We start from the raw sequence: 17,655 nt of genomic DNA on the forward strand, positions 1-17,655 counted from the left end.
GATATGTCAGATCGACATTTCCATCCATTCAGAAAGGAATCGACTCATGAAAACGCATTTTTCTCAGCTTGCCCTGGCCCTGGCGCTGGCCGCGCCCCTGACTCTGGCGGGCGGGCCCGCCTTCGCTGCCGACGCCCATCAGCATGATGCAGCTTCCGCAGCTCCCTTGACGCTGAATCATGGCCAGAAGTGGGAGACCGATGCGCCCTTGCGCCTGGCCATGGGCAAGCTGGAGCAGGCCGTCGTTGCGGCGCTGCCGGCAGCTCATGCCGGCACGTTGAGCGATGCGCAATATGATGCCCTGAGCACTCAGGCCGGTCAGGAATTCGCCTATATCGTCGAACACTGCAAGCTGGCCCCCGATGCGGATGCGGCCTTGCACGTCATCCTGGCCGACATGATCGGCGGCACCGAGACGGTGAGCGGCAAGCAGGCGGGGCAATCGCGCGCGTCGGGCGTGGTGCAGTTGGCGCAGGCGCTGAACCGTTACGGCGAGTACTTCGACCATCCCGGCTGGAAGAACGTCAGCATCCCTCAGCACTGATCGGCCGGCCGCGCGACTGTCCGGCTGCTTCAGCGGGGCAGTTGCGACGAGCCCATCAGGTATTCGTCCACCGATCGCGCGCATTGGCGGCCTTCGCGGATGGCCCAGACCACCAGCGACTGGCCGCGCCGCATGTCGCCAGCGGCAAAGACCTTGGTGCGCGAGCTGCAGTAGTCGTCGGTGTTGGCCTGCGCGTTGCCGCGACCATTGGTCTCGACACCGAAAGCGTCCAGCACCGCGCGCACCGGCGCGACGAAGCCCATGGCCAGCAGCACCAGGTCGGCCTGCATTTCGAAGCGCGAATCCTTGACCTCGCGCATCTTCATCTGCCCGGTCGCCTTGTCTTTCAGCCATTCCAGGCGCGTCGCCACCAGCTTTTCGACCTTGCCGCCCTTGCCCTCGAAGGCCTGCGTGCCGACGGCCCAATCGCGCTGGCAACCTTCCTCGTGGGACGAAGACGTGCGCAGTTTGATCGGCCAGTACGGCCAGGTGAGCATCTTGTCTTCTTCTTCCGGCGGGCGGAACATCAGTTCGAACTGGGTGACCGAGGCCGCGCCCTGGCGGTTGCTGGTGCCCACGCAGTCCGAACCGGTGTCGCCACCCCCGATGACGATCACGTGCTTGCCTTTGGCGTTGATGGGCTTGGCGATGCGGTCGCCGTGGTTGATTTTGTTCTGCTGGCGCAGGAAGTCCATGGCGAAATGCACGCCGCGCAGTTCGCGCCCCGGCACGGGCAGATCGCGCGGCTGCTCGCTGCCGCCCGCCAGCACGACGGCATCATGGCGGGCCAGCAGTTCGTCGGGCGTGACGACGGTCAGGCCGTCGTCAGCGTCCTCGGCGCGGCCGACGTAGGTAGACGGGAAGAACTCCACGCCTTCGGCTTCCATTTGCGCCAGGCGCCGGTCGATGTGGGTCTTTTCCAGCTTGAAATCGGGGATGCCATAGCGCAGCAGGCCGCCGATGCGGTTGCTTTTCTCATAGACCGAGACGCTGTGGCCGGCGCGGGCCAGTTGCTGGGCACAGGCCAGGCCTGAGGGCCCTGACCCGACGACGGCGACTTTCTTGCCGGTTTTGCGAGCGGGGGGCTGGGGGATGACCCAGCCTTCCTGCCAGCCGCGTTCGATGATGGTGTGCTCGATCGATTTGATGCCCACCGCCGTATCGTTCAGATTCAGGGTGCAGGCGGCCTCGCAGGGCGCGGGGCAGATGCGGCCCGTGAACTCCGGGAAATTGTTGGTGGACAGCAGGGTGTCCAGGGCGCGCTTCCAGTCCTGTTTGTAGACCAGGTCGTTCCAGTCGGGGATGATGTTGTTGACCGGGCAGGCGTGAGTGCAGAACGGCACGCCGCAGTCCATGCAGCGGGCGCCCTGGATGCGGGCTTCCTCGTTCGTCAGTGGCGAGACGAATTCCTTCCAGTGACGCAGGCGGCTTTCAGGCGCCTCGTAGGCCGGCTTGATCCGGTCGAATTCCATGAAACCAGTGATTTTTCCCATGATGCGGTAATTCCTTCAGGCGGCCAGTTCGCGGGCTTGGGCGGCTTGCCACAGTTCGCCCAGGGCGCGGTGGTATTCGGTCGGAGTGACTTTGACGAAGGCGCGGCGGGCCTGGTTCCAGTCGTCCAGGATTTCCCGGGCGCGGAAGCTGCCCGTATGGCGGAAATGGTTTTCCACCAGACGGCGCACGATGGTCTCGTCGGTTTCGCGTTCGCTGTCGCGGCTTTGGTGGTGCCAGAACTGGACGTCGCCGGCCTGACGCTGGGTCTCGTGGGGGCTCATGGGCTCGAGTTGCACCATATCGCTGTTGCAGCGCCGAGCGAAGACCTGTTCCGGGTCCCAGACGTAGGCGATGCCCCCGGACATGCCGGCGGCGAAGTTGCGGCCGGTTTCCCCCAGGACGACGACGGTGCCGCCCGTCATGTATTCGCAGCCATGATCGCCGGTGCCCTCGACGACCGCGACGGCGCCGGAATTGCGCACGGCAAAGCGTTCGCCCGCCACGCCGTTGAAGTAGGCCTCGCCGCCTGTGGCGCCGTAGAGCACGGTGTTGCCGGCAATGATGTGATCCGGGCCAAAGCCCCGGAAGTCATTGGGCGAGCGCACGATCAGGCGGCCGCCCGACAGGCCCTTGCCGACGTAGTCGTTGGCTTCGCCCACCAGGTCCAGAGTGACGCCGTGCGCGAGGAAAGCGCCGAAACTCTGGCCGGCCGCGCCGTTGCACTGGATGTGGATGGTGTCGTCGGGCAGGCCTTCGTGGCCGTAGCGCCGGGCGACTTCACCCGACAGCATGGCGCCGATGGTGCGATTGCGGTTGCGCACCGGTGTGATGAAGGAGACTTTTTCCCCGCGTTCCAGGGCGGCCTTGCTGCGCTCGATCAACTGGTGGTCCAGCGCGTGGGCCAGGCCGTGGTCCTGGACGTCGGTGTGGCGCACGGGATCATCGGTCTGCACCTGGTGGAAGATGCGGCTGAAGTCCAGGCCGTGGGCCTTCCAGTGCGTGATGCCTTTGCGCATGTCCAGCAGGTCCACGCGGCCGATCAGTTCATCAAAGGTGCGGATGCCCAGCTGCGCCATGATTTCGCGGACTTCTTCGGCGACGAAGAAGAAGTAGTTCACGACGTATTCGGGCTTGCCGCTGAATTTCTTGCGCAGCACCGGATCCTGGGTCGCCACGCCGGTCGGGCAGGTGTTCAGATGGCATTTGCGCATCATCACGCAGCCTTCGACGATCAGTGGCGCCGTGGCGAAGCCGAATTCGTCGGCGCCCAGCATGGCGGCGATGGCCACGTCGCGGCCGGTCTTCATCTGGCCGTCGGCCTGCACGCGGATGCGGCTGCGCAGACGGTTCAGCACCAGCGTCTGCTGGGTTTCCGCCAGGCCCAGTTCCCAGGGGATGCCGGCGTGCTTGATGGACGACACGGGGGATGCGCCCGTGCCGCCGTCGTGGCCGGCGATCACCACGTGATCGGCCTTGGCCTTGGCCACACCGGTGGCAACCGTGCCCACGCCGACTTCGGCGACCAGCTTCACGGAGATGGAGGCGCGTTCATTGACGTTCTTCAGGTCGTGGATCAGCTGGGCCAGATCCTCGATGGAATAGATGTCGTGGTGCGGCGGGGGCGAGATCAGCCCCACGCCCGGCACGGAATAGCGCAACTGGGCGATATAGTCCGTGACCTTGTGGCCCGGCAGCTGGCCGCCTTCGCCAGGCTTGGCGCCCTGGGCCATCTTGATCTGGATCTGGTCGGCGCTGCACAGGTATTCGGCCGTGACGCCGAAACGCCCCGAGGCTACCTGCTTGATGCGCGAGCGCAGCGAGTCGCCGGCCGCCAGCGGGACGTCGGCCACGATCCGGTCCTTGCCCAGGACCGAGGCGAGCGAGTCGCCCTTGCGCACGGTGGGCTTGCCGGCACGCATTTCGGCCCGGTAGCGCAGGGCATCCTCGCCGCCTTCGCCCGTGTTGGATTTGCCGCCGATACGGTTCATGGCCACGGCCAGCGTGGTGTGGGCCTCGGTGGAAATGGAGCCCAGCGACATGGCGCCGGTGGCGAAGCGCTTGACGATTTCCTTGGCGGATTCGACTTCGGACAGTGGGATGGCCTGTGCCGGGTCGACTCGGAATTCGAACAGGCCGCGCAGTGTCATGTGGCGGCGCGACTGGTCGTTGATGAGCTGGGCGTATTCCTTGAAAGTGGAATAGTTGTTGGCGCGGGTGGCGTGCTGCAGTTTGGCGATGGAATCGGGCGTCCACAGGTGCTCTTCGCCGCGAATGCGGTACGCGTAGTCGCCGCCTTCGTCCAGGCGGTCGGCCAGCACGGGGCTGGCGCCAAAGGCCGCCTGGTGCGTGCGCAGGGATTCTTCCGCCACCTGGAAGATGTCGATGCCCTCGATGTTGCTGGGCGTGCCGGTGAAGTATTTCTTCACCAGGCTGCTGTGCAGGCCGACGGCCTCGAAGATCTGCGCGCCGGTATAGGACATATAGGTCGAGATGCCCATCTTGGACATGACCTTTTTCAGGCCCTTGCCGATGGCCTTGATGTAGTTTTCCGTGGCATGGGGGATTTTCTCGTCGAGTGTCGAGAGGACCTCCAGGGCCAGCCAGGGGTGGATGGCCTCGGCCCCGTAGCCCGCCAGCAGCGCGAAGTGGTGCGTCTCGCGGGCGGACCCGGTTTCCACGACCAGGCCGGTCTTGGTGCGCAGGCCGGCACGGATCAGGTGCTGGTGGATGGCGGATGTGGCCAGCAGCGCAGGGATGGCGACGCGTTCGGCGTCGACCTTGCGGTCGCTCAGCAGCAGGATGTTGTTGCCGCTGCGCACGGCGTCGGCGGCCGTGGCGCACAGGGATGCCAGGCAGGCTTCGATGCCTTCGCGGCCCCAGGCGACCGGGTAGGTGATATCCAGTTCGCAGCAGCGGAACTTGTCGTTGGTCTGGCTGCTGATGTGGCGCAGTTGCGCCATGGCGGCCTGGTCCAGCACGGGCTGGCTGATCTCCAGGCGCAGCGGCGGGTTGACGTTGTTGATGTCCAGCAGATTGGGCTTGGGCCCGATGAACGACACCAGCGACATCACCAGCTGTTCGCGGATCGAGTCGATCGGTGGGTTCGTCACCTGGGCGAACATCTGGCGGAAGTAGTGGTAGAAGGGCTTGGGCCGATCCGACAGGACGGTCAACGGCGCGTCATTGCCCATGGATCCGATGGCTTCCTGGCCGGTGCTGGCCATGGGTTCCAGGATGAACTTGATGTCTTCCTGGGTCCAGCCAAAGGCCTGCTGGCGGTCCAGCAGGCTGGCGGAGGGTTCGGGCAGGTCGTCGGCCTTCAGGACTGGCAGGTCGTCGAGCTTCATGCGCAGGCGTTCGATCCACTGCGGGTAGGGGTGGGCGTTGGCCAGTTGCGCCTTGATTTCGGCGTCTTCGATGATGCGGCCCTGCTGCAGGTCGATCAGCAGCATCTTGCCGGGCTGCAGGCGCCATTTCTTGACGATGCGGTGTTCGGGAATGGGCAGGGTGCCGGCCTCGGAGGCCAGGACCACCATCTTGTCGTCGGTGATCAGGTAGCGGGCCGGGCGCAGGCCGTTGCGGTCCAGCGTGGCGCCGATCTGGCGGCCATCGGTGAAGGTCACGGCGGCCGGGCCGTCCCAGGGCTCCATCATGGCCGCGTGGTATTCGTAGAACGCGCGCCGCGACTCGTCCATGTCCGCGTGCTGTTCCCAGGCCTCCGGGATCATGATCATCATAGCGTGGGCCAGAGAATAGCCGGACATGACCAGCAATTCCAGGCAGTTGTCGAACGTGGCCGTATCCGATTGGCCTTCGTAGACGATGGGGTAGAGCTTGGCCAGGTCGTCGCCCAGTACGGCGGAGGTCATCACGCCTTCGCGTGCGCGCAACCAGTTGAAGTTGCCCTTGACCGTATTGATCTCGCCGTTGTGCGCGATCATGCGGTAGGGGTGGGCCAGCGGCCAGGCGGGGAAGGTGTTGGTGGAAAAGCGCTGGTGGACCATCGCCAGGGCGGAGGCCACGCGGGTATCGGTCAGGTCGCGGTAGTAGACGCCGACCTGGCTGGCCAGCAGCAGGCCCTTGTAGACGACGGTGCGCACCGAGATCGACGGTACGAAATATTCCTGGCCGTGTGCCAGCTGCATGCGCTGGATGGCGTGGCTGGCCGTCTTGCGGATGACGTAGAGTTTGCGTTCCAGCGCGTCGGGCACCATGATATCCGGGCCCCGGCCGATGAACAGCTGGCGGATCACGGGTTCGCAGGCGTGCACCGTGGGCGACATCTCCATTTCGTGGTCGATGGGCACGTCGCGCCAGCCCAGCACGACCTGGCCTTCGTCACGCACGGCGCGTTCCAGTTCGCGCTCGCAGGCCAGGCGCGATGCGGTTTCCTTGGGCAGGAAGACCATGGCCACGCCGTAGTCGTCTGGCGGGGGCAGGGCGACGCCCTGGCTGGCCATGTCTTCGCGGTACAGCTGATCGGGGATCTGGATCAGGATGCCCGCGCCGTCGCCCATCAGTTCGTCGGCGCCCACCGCGCCCCGGTGATCCAGGTTTTCCAGGATCTTCAGCGCCTGCTGGATGACGGAATGGCTTTTATGGCCTTCGATGTGGGCCACGAAACCCACGCCGCAGGCGTCGTGTTCGTATTCGGGGTGATAGAGACCCTGGGCGGCCGGCAGGCCGGGGGGACAGGAAATGGGGTGGGTCATGGCAGGGCTCGCAAGACGGAATCGCAAATACCACCGTCGTCCGGTGGAATCAGAAAATTACGCTGCCAAACCCCTGTAGACAATAGGTTTTTATTTGATGCGTCCCTATTTATGATTGATATGCCGATTTATTTCAAATAACGGGGACACATCATATTCTGTGAAAAATAGACCAATTTTGTTTTCGGTGAACGTTTGATTGCAGGGAAAACCCCGATGGAATCATGAAAAGATTCTTGGGGCTATCTGACGCCATCTCGGCGTCTACCGGTCGTGCGGCGTCAGCCTTGGTCCAGGGTGGCGCCGCCGTCCACGCGCAGATCGTGCAGGGTGATGTGGCTGGCCTGATCCGACAGCAGGAACAGCACGGATGCGGCGATTTCGTCCGGGGTGGCGATCTTGCCCAGCGGGATGCCCAGGCGCCAGTGCGCGGCATCGCCGCGGATGACGGTGTCGCGGGAACTGCCCAGGGCCCACATGGCCTGCTGCATGGCGGTGTCGGTCGATCCCGGCGAGACGATGTTCACGCGGATGCCGTGCGGCGCGAGCTCCAGGCCCAGGCAGCGGCTGAACTGCGTGACGGCGGCCTTGGATGCAGCATAGGCGGCCATGCCGGCCCGGGGGGTAGCGGCGGCGTTGGAACTGACGACGACCATGGCGCCGGTGCGACGAGCGCGCAGCCGCCGGGCCACCGAACGGCAGACGTGGAACACACCCGTGGCGTTGACGTCAAAGCAATGCGCCCACTGGGCGTCATCCAGGTCGACGACTTCGCCCATCTCCAGCACGCCTGCCACGCTGGCCAGGCCGTCCAGGGGACCGAGGGCCGCCTCGGCCTGGGCGGTGATCTGTTCCACCTGCGCGGCGTCGCGCACGTCCAGGGTAGCGGTCCATAGCTTGGGGTGGGCGGGACTGGTGGCCTGGGGCCCGTCCAAGGGGGCTGCCGCATGAAGGGCCTGCAAGCCCTGCGCCTGCAGATCGACGGCGGACACCCGGGCACCCAGGGCCAGCAGCTGTCGGGCGACGGCCGCGCCGATGCCGCTGGCAGCGCCCGTGACCAGAATGTGACGGTTGTGGAAGTCGCCAGGCGCCGTCGAGGGGGTGCCGTGCAGCGTGGACGAGGCGGGAGTGCCTGGAATCTGTGTCATGCGGTGGTCTCCGGGGGCGTTGATGTCGTGGCCTCGTTCAATGCGTCCAGGATCTGGTTGGTGTCCAGGCTGGCGCCGCAGTTGCGCGATACGTGGCGAACGGCCATGCGGTGGTCTTCCAGGCTGAAATCCGCGCAGGCGTCCAGCGCCAGAAAGGGCTGCACGTCCAGCATGAATGCCTCCAGGGCGGTGCTCAGGCAGCCGATGTGCGCGTAGACGCCCGTGATGATCAACTGGTCGCGACCCAGGTCCGCCAGCTGCTGGCGGAAGTCGGATCGCTGGAAGGCGCTATAGCGCCATTTCGTCAGGATGATGTCCTGCGGGCGGGGTCGCAGGGTGGGCGTGATGTCCGCGCCGGCCTGTTGGCCTGGGGCGGTCAGGCCCGGCCCCCAGAAATCGTTCAGCAGTGCACGATCGGCGGCTGGCTGCACGGGAGGCTGCGCGGTGTAGAACACCGGAATGTCCAGAGCATCGCAGCGCGCGCGCAGGCGGGAGATAGCTTCGATCAGCGCCGGAATCGGCGCCTGCGTGACGTCGTACTTGCCCAGGAAATAATCCTGCATGTCGTGGATCAGCAGCGCTGCGCGGCGGGCATCGGGCCGCCAGCCCACGCGGTTGTCTACCGGGCCGGCCGGCATGGGGTAAGAAGGCAGTGCGGGAATGCTCATGGGGCGGACTCCAGTCCCAGCGCGTCCAGGATGGTGCGCAGTTTGTTGCCGGTCTCGATGCGTTCCTGTTCGGGCACCGAGCCGGGGACGATGCCGGCGCCGGCGTACAGGGTCACGGTATGACCTATTGTCTGGGCGCAGCGGATGGCGACCGACCAGATGCCGTCGCCGCGCGTGTCGCACCAGCCCACGGCGCCGGCGAAGTAGCCGCGATCGAAGGGTTCGATGTCGGCGATGGCCCGGCGGGCATCCTGCGTCGGCAGGCCGCAGACCGCCGGGGTGGGATGCAGGGCGATGGCCAGATCCAGAGCGGTGGTGGCGGGGTCGGCCAGTTCGCCGACGATGGGGGTGCCCAGGTGCCAAAGTCGTGCTGTCGAGGTCAGGCTGGGGCGGGCGGGGATGTCCAGGGTGCGACACAGCGGGCGCAGGACGGCGTCGATGGCCTCGACCACCACGGCATGCTCGCGCAGGTCCTTGGGCGAGTCCAGCAGGGCCTGCCCGAGGCGTGTGTCCGTCTCGGCGTCCGGGTGGCGGGCGGCGGTGCCCGCCAGCGGGTGGACGTAGACCCGGCGGCCCTGGCGACGCACCAGCAGTTCGGGGCTGGCGCCCACGAAGTAGGCGCCGTCCGCATCCAGCGGCATGGCATAGGTGTAGCCGTGCGGGTTGCGTTGCCACAGCCGGCCGATCAGGCAGGGCAGATCGGCGGCCTGGGCCAGCTCCAGGCGCAGCGTGCGGGCCAGGACCAGCTTGCGCAGCGCCGCCTCGTCGTTCAACCGCTTCAGGGCATCGCGCACGCCCTGTTCGTACTGGATGCCGGTCGGGTGCTCATGGCTGTGCAGGATGGCCGGCAGATGGGCCGTCGGCAGGTCCTGCGGGGCCTGCGTGCGCATCCAGGCCTGGGGCACCCGCAGTTGGGCCGGGCGGGCGGGGTCGTAGGGCAGCAGCCCCAGCAGCACCGGGGCGGCCTGGGTGGCCGCCGCTGCGGTCAGCAACTGGGCGGCTTGAGCCCCGACGTCGCCCCGGGTTTCGTGCTGCAGCAGGCAGCCGCGTCCATGAAATACCTTGCCCTGCGAGGCAAACAGGCAGTCGCCCGGCAAAAAGCCGGACGCTGCATCCGGTTCGACGTCCGGATTGGGGATGACGCGGGTCGGCATGTCCATGATCAGCGGCGGGCCTCGATGCGGACCAGGCGGTCGCCGCGCGGATCGTTCTTGCTTTGCTTGATCAGCGCCCAGGCGATGCCCTGGGGGTCAATGGCAATGTGGTTGGGGGCGGAGCCCGTGGCGATCTGCGCCTGGACAGTCCCCGCATCGTTCAGCACCGTGATGGTTCCTGCGCCCCGATTGGCGACGTAGGCCAGGCGGCGCAGGGGATCGAAGGCCACGTTCAGGGCGCCCGCGCCGGTCGGCACCCGTCGCAGCACCCGGCCGTCGCGCGCGTCCAGCACGGTGACATCCCCCGATTTCTGGGCGGCGACGTACAGGCGTTGCGCCTGGGCGTCCACGGCGATACCCGAGGCGCCCTGGACACCGGGCACGGCGTGGCGGGCGATCTGGCGGCCGGTGACGGTGTCGATGGCGAACACCTCGGCGGTGTTCAGGCTGACGGCGTACAGGCGCTGGTGCCCGGCATCCAGGGCCAGGCTCATGAGTTTGGGCATGTCGCCCGCGCCGCTGACGGTGATGCCTGGCAGCGCCTGCAGCGTGGCCGTGTCGAACACATGGATCGTGTTGCCAGCGGGCGAGGACACGTAGGCGCGGTTGTGGGCGGCGTCGATCAGCACGTCGCGGGCATGCGGCGTGCTGTCGTCGGGGAACTGCTGGACCAGGGCTAGGTCCGCCTGCCGGTAGATCGCAACCGATCCGCTGCGGGTGTTGCTGGTCCAGACCTGTCCGTGGGCGTCATCCACGGCGATGCCGTAGGCGGCCTGGATTTGCCCGTCGTGGCGGCTGGCTTGCGCCGCAGGTGTGATCGCGGCCGCGATGCGCAGATGGGCCGGGTCGAACTTCGTGACGCGCGATTCGCGCACGGGCGGACGGCCCACGGCGCTGGCAACGTACAGGGCCTGTGAACGGACGCTGTAGGCGCCCTGGTAGACGCCGGGCACCAGGTCGATGGACTGGGCTTGCAACGTCCATTCGGGCACGGCCGTCGCGGCCGGGGACGCCTGGGCGGCCGGGTCCTGCGTGGCGCAGCCGGCCGCCAGGCCCAGGATGGCGCCAGCCAGCAGGAGCTTCGCGGCGCGGCGCGGGATGCGAAGGAACGGGTTCGGAATCATGCGGTTTCCTTGTTCAAAGAGACAGGGGTCGATGCGTCGGCGGCTGCCAGGCAGGCGTCCAGAATGGGAGCAATGCGGGCGACGGCTGGCGCGCTCGGCAGGGCGGCATGCGTCGCGGGGATGGCGTGGACGGTCAGCGCGTCCACGTGCGGCAGCCAGGATGGTGGACTCAGGCCTGGATCCTCATGTTCCAGAGCGGCCTGAAAATGCAGCACGGCGCCGGCATAGGACGTGTGCAGGTGGCTGCGCACCAAACTGTTGGTGTGGCTGACCGTATCGAAGACGGCGTCCAGCCGGGCGTCGGATAGTTCCCCCAGGGGGTGTTGTCCGGCCCGCAGGAATGCGACGACGCCGGCGCGGTTCAGCTGATCGGGCGGCAGTGCCTGGGGATCGGCTCCAGCGATGTGCAGCAGCGCCTTGTACAGGTTTTCGGGGGCGGGATCGGGGCGCGAGCGCCAGACTTCGCAGGGATAGGCGTCCAGCAGGGCGACTGTTCCCACGGCGTGGCCGCGCTGCTGCAGTTCCGCCGCCACGGCGTGTGCCAGGATGCCGCCGACGGACCAGCCCGCCAGATGGTAGGGGCCGGCCGCCTGCAGCGATTGCAGCAGGTCCGCATAGCGGCAGGCCATGTCTGCCAGGCTGGCAAATGGGCGGCTGCCATCCAGGGCCAGCGCGGGCGCCTGGATGCCATGGACGGTGCGCGGCGTCGACAGGGCGCGAGCCAGGGCGCCATAGCACCAGGACAGGCCGCCGGCCGGGTGGATGCAGAACAGCGCTGGTCGGCCCGGGGCCTCGCGCAACGTCACGATGGGGCCGAAGCCGGCCTGGGACGCCTCGACGGGGCTGTCCTGCAAGGCATCCAGATGGGCCGCCAGACGCGCAACGGTCGGATACTGGAACACCGTGCCCAGCGAGATCTCATGCGCGTCGCGCAGTTGCAGGGCCAGCCGGGCTGCCAGCAGGGAGTGTCCGCCCAGGGCGAAGAAATCGTCGTCTGCGCAGGGGGCGTCCGCCAGCCCCAGGACGGTCTGGATCTCGCGGGCGACCCGGTGTTCCGTGGCGGTGCGCAGTGGCCGCCCTGGCGCCTGGTGCGTCTGTTCCGGGACAGGCAGCGCCTTGCGGTCGAGCTTACCGTTGGCGGTCACCGGCAGGCTGGGCAGCAGAACCCAGGACGAGGGCACCATGTAGTCCGGCAGCAGCGCCGCCGTGTGAGCGGCCAGGGTCTCCGGATCGGGTGCGTGGCCGGGTTCGGCCACCAGATAGGCCGCCAGCAGCGCATGGCCGGGCTGGTCTTCGCGAGCCAGCACGGCGACTTGCGCGACCTCCGGTCGGGCGGCCAGGACGGCCTCGATCTCGCCCAGTTCGATGCGCTGGCCGCGCAGCTTGACCTGGTGGTCCAGGCGGCCCAGGTAGACGATGGCGCCGTCTGTGCGGCGCGTGGCCAGGTCGCCGGTGGCATACAGGCGGTCGTCCGGCAGGCCAGCCGGGGCGGGAATGAAGCGTTCGGTCGTCAAGTCGGGTCGGCCCAGGTAGCCGATGGCCAGCTGCCGTCCGCCCAGGTACAGCTGGCCCGGCGTGCCGGGAGGCACGGGCCGCAGCAGGGCGTCGAGCACGTGCAGTCGGGTGTTCCAGACCGGCCATCCGATGGGGATGGGCTGGCTGTCGTCGTCAGCGGTGGCGGGCCAGCAGGACACATCCACGGCGGCCTCTGTGGGACCGTACAGGTTATGCAGTTCCGCGTGCAGGATCTGGTGGAAACGGTCGCGCAGCGCGGCCGGCAGCGCCTCGCCGCTGCAAAAGACCAGCCGTGCCCGCAGGCCTTGGGTGGCAGGCTCGTCCAGGATCGCCGCCAGCATCGATGGCACGAAGTGCAGCACTGTGATGGCGTGGCTGCGGATCAGGCGGCACAGCCAGGCAGGGTCGCGGTGGGCTCCGGGCGGGGCCACCATCAGGCGGGCGCCGCTGAGAAAGGGCAGGAACAGTTCCCAGACCGACACGTCGAAGGTGGCGGGCGTCTTTTGCAGTATGCGGTCGTCCGGGCCGATGGCGTAGTGTTCCCGCATCCATTCCAGACGGTTGACGATGGCCGCGTGCGACACGATCACACCCTTGGGCACGCCGGTGGACCCGGAGGTATAGATGACGTAGGCGGGGTCGTCCGGGGTGGCCTCCCGTGCCGGGGTGTCTGGTGTCGCCTGCGGGCCTGGCGCGTTCGGGGGGCCGGCCAGGGCGGCCACCGACAGCGGCCGGGTTGTCAGGCCATCGCATAGCGCCGCAGGCCCGATCAGGGCGCAGGCCTGGGCATCGCCCAGGATCTGGCGCAGGCGCGCGGCGGGCTGCTGCGGATCCAGCGGCAGGTAGGCGGCGCCGCTGCGCAGGATGGCCAGCAGGCATAGCACCCGCTCGGCGGATCGCGGCAGGGCCAAGGCGACCAGCGTCCCCGGTCGGGCGCCGGCGGCCCGCAGGCCGTGTGCGGCCGTTTCTGTCCAGGTGTCGATGTCGGCGCACGTCCAGGCACGGGCGCCGCCTGTCGCGTCCTGCAGGCCGACGCGGCCAGGATGAGCGCGGAGGCGGTCGTGGATGCGCGACCACAGCGTGCCCTCGGGCACGGGGTGGTCGGTGCGGTTGGGGGCCAACACCCAGCGTTCGTGTTCGGCCGGTGTCAGGGTGGGCACGTCCGCCAGCCGGAAAGCGGCCAGAGCAGCCGACAGGAACGTGGTCAGGCGATCCAGGTGGGCCTGCGCCTGCGCGGCCGTGTAGAGATCCGGGTTGGCTTCGATCTCAATGCGCAGGCCGTTGCCGTCGGGAGCCGCGCGAAAGCTGAACGTCAGATCTTCGACGGGGCCGGTGCACAGCACGGCTTGCGAGGCGTCCAGGCCGGCGGCTGCGTAGGGGGCATCGAAGGGCAGCACGTTCAGGATGGGGCCGTGCAGGCGTGTCAGGCCGCCGGGCAGGGCCAGATCGCGGCGCAGCTGTTCCGCGCGGTAGCGGCTGTGGCGGCGCAGGCCGCGCAATGCGCGGGCGGCGTCGGCCAGCATGTCGGGCAGCGGGGCGGACTCATCCAGGGAGCAGATCCAGGGCGCCACGTTCATGGTGGTGGTCACGGCGCGGGCGCTGCGGCTGCCCAGGCGGCCCATGGCGGGCACGCCCACCACGCAGTCGGCGGGGCCCAGATGACGCGCCACGTAGGCTGCTCCCAGGGTCGTCAGGATGTCGGGCCAGCTGATATCGGCGGCGGCTTCCTGCGCCTGCAGGGCCTGGATCAGGGCCTGGGGTGCGCTGTGCTCGAGGCGCAGGCAGGTCGCTGCGCTGAGCGCCGCACGCGTCGTCAGGCTGGCGGACGGCACGTGGCCTTCGCAGTGCGCCCGCCAGAACGCGCGGGCGCGGGTGCGGGTTTCGCTGCCGCGCCAGGCCAGGTCTTCCGCCCAGACCGGAGCCAGCGGCGCCAGGGGCGTGCCGCTATGATCGGGCGCGGCATACAGCTTGATGGCGCGGCTCTCGATCAGCGCCATGCCGTAGCCGTCGGCGGACAGGTGGTGGACGCGCTGGTACCACAGGACCAGGGACGGGCCGCACAGAAACAGCACCTGGCGCGACAGCGGATCGATCAGGGGGTCGACCGGCCGGGTCAGGTCGGTGCGGATCCAGGCCCAGGCGTCCTGGTGCGCGCTGCCCTGCGGTTGATCGCGCAGGTCGCGCACGTCCAGGTGCGGCACGCGCGCCGGATCAAGCGCCTGCACCGGGCCTTTGGGCCCGTGCGCAAAGCGCAGCGACAGGGATTGGGCCTCGGACAGTGCCTGGTCGACGGCGCGCACGAAGCGCGGCACGTCCAGCGGGCTGCGCAGCGTCGTGCAGTGGGCCGGATTGAAGATGGGGTTGGCGGGGTCCAGGCGCTGGGCATACCACAGGCCTTCCTGGGCCTCGGTCAGCGGCACCCAGGCCGGATCCGCCGTGCCCATGGCGGATGATGGCACCACCCTGGGCGCCGGCGGCAATGCGGTGTCCGCCATCATGGCTGGCCGGCGCTGGCCGATGTGGCCCTGGACACCAGCGTCCACCATTGGCCCAGCGTGGCCTCGACTGCCAGGTCGGCGAATTCCACGCGAGCGCCGGCTTCGCGCCATTGGGATGCGAGTTTCATCAGGCGCATCGAATCCAGGCCCAGATCCATCAGGTTGTCGTCATCCAGGATGTCTTCAGGGGCTTCGTGCAGCATGCGGGCGATGTCGGCGCGCATGCGTTCCAGAGTCAGTCGGTGCATAGAGACAGGAAAGGTGATTATTCGGAAAGCGGCGCAGCAAGCGGCGGCGTGGCGGCGGCCTGCTGCGCCAGCAACTGGGCGCGCAGGTCCGCGCGCAGCGCCTTGCGGCTGATCTTCAGGGCGGCGGTGGCGGCGAACTGCGTGACGAACACGATCTGGTCAGGGACCTTGAAGTCGGCGATACCGCGTCCGCGTATCCATTTCTTCAGATCGGCCGGGCGTGGCCTGTCGCCTTTGGGGATGATGAAGGCGCAGCTGCGTTCGCCCAGGTATTCGTCCGGCACGGACACGACGGCGGCGTCGAAGACCTGGGGATGCGACAGCAGGTGGTCCTCGATTTCCTCGGCGGAGATCTTCTCCCCCGCCCGGTTGATGTGGTCGCCCGCCCGGCCCTGGACCTCCAGGTAGCCTTCGGGCGTCATGCGCACGACGTCTCCGGTGCGGTAGTAGCCGTCTTCCGTGAACGACCGGGCGTTGGCCGAGGGGTTGTCGTGGTAGGCGCGGATCGTGTAGGGGCCGCGCGTCAGCAGGTGGCCGGCCTGGCCGGGCGCCACGGGATGGCCGTCGTCGTCCAGGATCAGGATCTCGTCGTCGGGGCTGATCGGGCGGCCTTGCGTGTGGATGATCAGGTCGTCCGGATCGTCCAGTCGTGTGTAGTTGACCAGGCCTTCGGCCATACCGAAGACCTGCTGCAGCGTCGCACCCAGCACCGGGCGCACGCGGCGGGCGATTTCCGCCGACAGTTTCGCGCCGCCGACCTGAATGACCTGCAGGCTGCCCAGGTCGTGAGGCGTCGTCGGGGCCAGGTCCAGCCACTGCAGCAGCAGCGGCGGCACCAGGCTGGTCACGGTGACGCCTTCGCGTTCGATCAGCGCAAAGGCGGATTGGGGATCGGGCGAGAGGCTGAGCACCACGCGGCCGCCCGCGTACAGGGTGCCCAGGAAACCGGGTGAACTCATGGGGAAGTTGTGCGCGATGGGCAAGGCGCCCAGGAACACGGATTCCGGCCCCAGGCCGCAGATGCGAGCCGATTCGCGCAGCGTGCAGATGTAGTCGTCGTGCGTGCGGGGGATCAGTTTCGACAGGCCCGTGCTGCCGCCGGAGATCTGCAGGAAGGCTACGTCGGATCCTTGCGACACCGTGGCGGGCAGGGCGCTGCCATCGACGGCATACAGGGGTTCCAGCGCAGTGAATGCCCCGGCATCGCCACTGATCCAGACCTGCTCGATGGCGGGGCAGCGGCTGCGCAGTTCGCCGGCCAGCACCCGGTAGTCAAAGCCCGCATGCGTGGCGGTGGCGACGTAGGCCCGCGCCCCGGACCCTTGGGCGAAGTGCGCGATTTCCGCGATGCGGTGCGCCGGCAGCGCGTATACGGGGATCAGTCCGGCCCGGAACAGGCCCATGACTACGCCGATGAAATCGGGGGTGTTGGGCAGGTGCACCAGCACCCGGTCACCGCGTTGCAGGCCCGACTGCAGAAAGCCTGCTGCCAGATTGGATGCCCGGCGGTCCAGTTCCGCGTAGGTCCAGCGCTGTTCGCCGCCAGTCACGGCGACGGTATCCGGGTAGCTGGTTGCGCGTTCCCGCAGCCAGGCGCCGAAGGTTTCATTGCGCCAATGGCCTGCTGCCCGGTAGCGTTCGGCGAATGCGGACGGCCAGATCTGGGTTGGGATGGGCGATGCCGGATTGTTGATGCTCATGATAATGAGAATGATTATATTTTGTGAGTATAGAGAAAATTCAGGATTCTGGTCCAGCGCCTGCCTGAAAATCGGGGCCGGCGATTGATTCAGGACGCTGCATCCAGGCCGTTCAGCCAGGCATCCAGGTCCAGCCGCGTCAATTGCCAATCGTCTTGTGGGGCCGGCAGGCACAGGGCGGCGCAGTGCACAGGGGACGCCCAGAGCAGTCGGACGTGCTGGCCGCTGGTCTCGGGCGGTTCCGTGACTTGATGCCAGCCCTGGCCGCCGGGCTGCAGGCGCAGCCGCCCGGGTTCGATCAGCAGGCCCAGGCCGCAGGCCTTCAGCACGGCTTCCCGGCAGACCCATTCGGCGCAGAATGCCTGGGCGTCGGGCGCCGGCATTCCCGTTTTCCTTCCCGCGCGATCATCGTCTCCGGTGATTTCGACCGGGTGCGGGTCCCGACCTGTAGTCAGGCGAAACAGCGCGTTGTCCACTTGGACGGGACAGGTTTCCACGTCCACTCCCAACGCCTGCGGGCCGAAGGCCGCCAGCACCTGGTCGCCGCTGTGGGCGATGCTGAAATGCCAGGCCGGAGCAGTGCCGGGTTTGGCCGCCAGCAGAGGTTTGCCGTGCGGGCCGACCATCAGCGGGACCTGCGCGGGTGCCAGGCCCAGGTACTGGGCCAGCAGGCGGCGCGCCAGCGCCCGGCCCAGCAGACTGCGCAGGCGATCCTGCGGTCGGCGCAGGCGGGCGATCCGGTGCCATTCCGCATCCGGCAGGTCGCGCCGCAGGCGTCGCGCCTGGTCCTCGTCGGGCAGGCCGCGCAGGGCGATGATCCGGGGGGCCGTCATGGCGGTTCCGCTCGACC

General features: G+C 67.9%; 11 protein-coding genes. 1 reads left to right on the forward strand and 10 read right to left on the reverse strand.

Features of this window, described 5'->3' with window-relative positions; translation table 11 throughout:
* The first annotated feature begins 46 nt into the window (after window positions 1-46).
* Entirely contained in the window at window positions 47-544 is a 498-nt protein-coding gene (locus VDP74_RS08300) for a hypothetical protein (protein WP_322999154.1), read from the forward strand.
* A 29-nt stretch (window positions 545-573) separates the two neighbouring features.
* Here the strand turns inward: VDP74_RS08300 and VDP74_RS08305 are convergent, their stop codons facing one another.
* The 10 genes from VDP74_RS08305 to VDP74_RS08350 all read right to left on the reverse strand — a co-directional run bounded on the left by VDP74_RS08305 (window position 574) and on the right by VDP74_RS08350 (window position 17,638).
* Window positions 574-2,037, reverse strand: a complete 1,464-nt coding sequence (locus VDP74_RS08305) for a glutamate synthase subunit beta (protein WP_322999155.1) — start codon at window positions 2,035-2,037, stop codon at window positions 574-576.
* Window positions 2,038-2,052: 15 nt separating this feature from the next.
* Entirely contained in the window at window positions 2,053-6,750 is a 4,698-nt protein-coding gene (locus tag VDP74_RS08310; protein WP_322999156.1) for a glutamate synthase-related protein, read from the reverse strand.
* Window positions 6,751-7,031: 281 nt separating this feature from the next.
* Window positions 7,032-7,898: a 2,3-dihydro-2,3-dihydroxybenzoate dehydrogenase gene (gene dhbA, locus VDP74_RS08315; RefSeq protein ID WP_322999157.1), complete on the reverse strand. Its 867-nt coding sequence runs from the start codon at window positions 7,896-7,898 to the stop codon at window positions 7,032-7,034.
* Window positions 7,895-8,566, reverse strand: coding sequence for an isochorismatase family protein (locus VDP74_RS08320; RefSeq protein ID WP_322999158.1), 672 nt, complete (start codon window positions 8,564-8,566; stop codon window positions 7,895-7,897). The genes dhbA and VDP74_RS08320 overlap by 4 nt, the downstream gene beginning before the upstream one ends.
* Window positions 8,563-9,726, reverse strand: coding sequence for an isochorismate synthase (locus VDP74_RS08325; protein ID WP_322999159.1), 1,164 nt, complete (start codon window positions 9,724-9,726; stop codon window positions 8,563-8,565). Before VDP74_RS08325 ends, VDP74_RS08320 begins: the two co-directional genes overlap by 4 nt.
* 2 nt (window positions 9,727-9,728) lie before the next feature.
* Window positions 9,729-10,844 carry a YncE family protein gene (locus VDP74_RS08330; protein ID WP_322999160.1) on the reverse strand — a complete coding sequence of 372 codons (1,116 nt, stop codon included), beginning with the start codon at window positions 10,842-10,844 and terminating at the stop codon, window positions 9,729-9,731.
* Window positions 10,841-14,857 carry an amino acid adenylation domain-containing protein gene (locus tag VDP74_RS08335; protein WP_322999161.1) on the reverse strand — a complete coding sequence of 1,339 codons (4,017 nt, stop codon included), beginning with the start codon at window positions 14,855-14,857 and terminating at the stop codon, window positions 10,841-10,843. Before VDP74_RS08335 ends, VDP74_RS08330 begins: the two co-directional genes overlap by 4 nt.
* Window positions 14,854-15,105, reverse strand: a complete 252-nt coding sequence (locus VDP74_RS08340; protein ID WP_322999162.1) for a phosphopantetheine-binding protein — start codon at window positions 15,103-15,105, stop codon at window positions 14,854-14,856. Before VDP74_RS08340 ends, VDP74_RS08335 begins: the two co-directional genes overlap by 4 nt.
* Window positions 15,106-15,122: 17 nt before the next feature.
* A complete protein-coding gene (locus tag VDP74_RS08345; RefSeq protein ID WP_322999163.1) occupies window positions 15,123-16,805 on the reverse strand; it encodes a (2,3-dihydroxybenzoyl)adenylate synthase in 1,683 nt (560 codons plus the stop codon).
* An 89-nt stretch (window positions 16,806-16,894) separates the two neighbouring features.
* Window positions 16,895-17,638, reverse strand: coding sequence for a hypothetical protein (locus tag VDP74_RS08350; protein WP_322999164.1), 744 nt, complete (start codon window positions 17,636-17,638; stop codon window positions 16,895-16,897).
* Window positions 17,639-17,655 lie beyond the last annotated feature (17 nt).

It is taken from the genome of Castellaniella sp., from assembly GCF_034674885.1.
Taxonomy (GTDB): domain Bacteria; phylum Pseudomonadota; class Gammaproteobacteria; order Burkholderiales; family Burkholderiaceae_B; genus Castellaniella.

What these genes read in the sequence shown, in the direction of transcription:
- VDP74_RS08300 (WP_322999154.1), top strand. Translation starts at nt 47, where the DNA reads ATGAAAACGCATTTTTCTCAGCTTGCCCTGGCCCTGGCGCTGGCCGCG.
- VDP74_RS08305 (WP_322999155.1), bottom strand. Translation starts at nt 2,037, where the DNA reads ATGGGAAAAATCACTGGTTTCATGGAATTCGACCGGATCAAGCCGGCC.
- VDP74_RS08310 (WP_322999156.1), bottom strand. Translation starts at nt 6,750, where the DNA reads ATGACCCACCCCATTTCCTGTCCCCCCGGCCTGCCGGCCGCCCAGGGT.
- dhbA (WP_322999157.1), bottom strand. Translation starts at nt 7,898, where the DNA reads ATGACACAGATTCCAGGCACTCCCGCCTCGTCCACGCTGCACGGCACC.
- VDP74_RS08320 (WP_322999158.1), bottom strand. Translation starts at nt 8,566, where the DNA reads ATGAGCATTCCCGCACTGCCTTCTTACCCCATGCCGGCCGGCCCGGTA.
- VDP74_RS08325 (WP_322999159.1), bottom strand. Translation starts at nt 9,726, where the DNA reads ATGGACATGCCGACCCGCGTCATCCCCAATCCGGACGTCGAACCGGAT.
- VDP74_RS08330 (WP_322999160.1), bottom strand. Translation starts at nt 10,844, where the DNA reads ATGATTCCGAACCCGTTCCTTCGCATCCCGCGCCGCGCCGCGAAGCTC.
- VDP74_RS08335 (WP_322999161.1), bottom strand. Translation starts at nt 14,857, where the DNA reads ATGATGGCGGACACCGCATTGCCGCCGGCGCCCAGGGTGGTGCCATCA.
- VDP74_RS08340 (WP_322999162.1), bottom strand. Translation starts at nt 15,105, where the DNA reads ATGCACCGACTGACTCTGGAACGCATGCGCGCCGACATCGCCCGCATG.
- VDP74_RS08345 (WP_322999163.1), bottom strand. Translation starts at nt 16,805, where the DNA reads ATGAGCATCAACAATCCGGCATCGCCCATCCCAACCCAGATCTGGCCG.
- VDP74_RS08350 (WP_322999164.1), bottom strand. Translation starts at nt 17,638, where the DNA reads ATGACGGCCCCCCGGATCATCGCCCTGCGCGGCCTGCCCGACGAGGAC.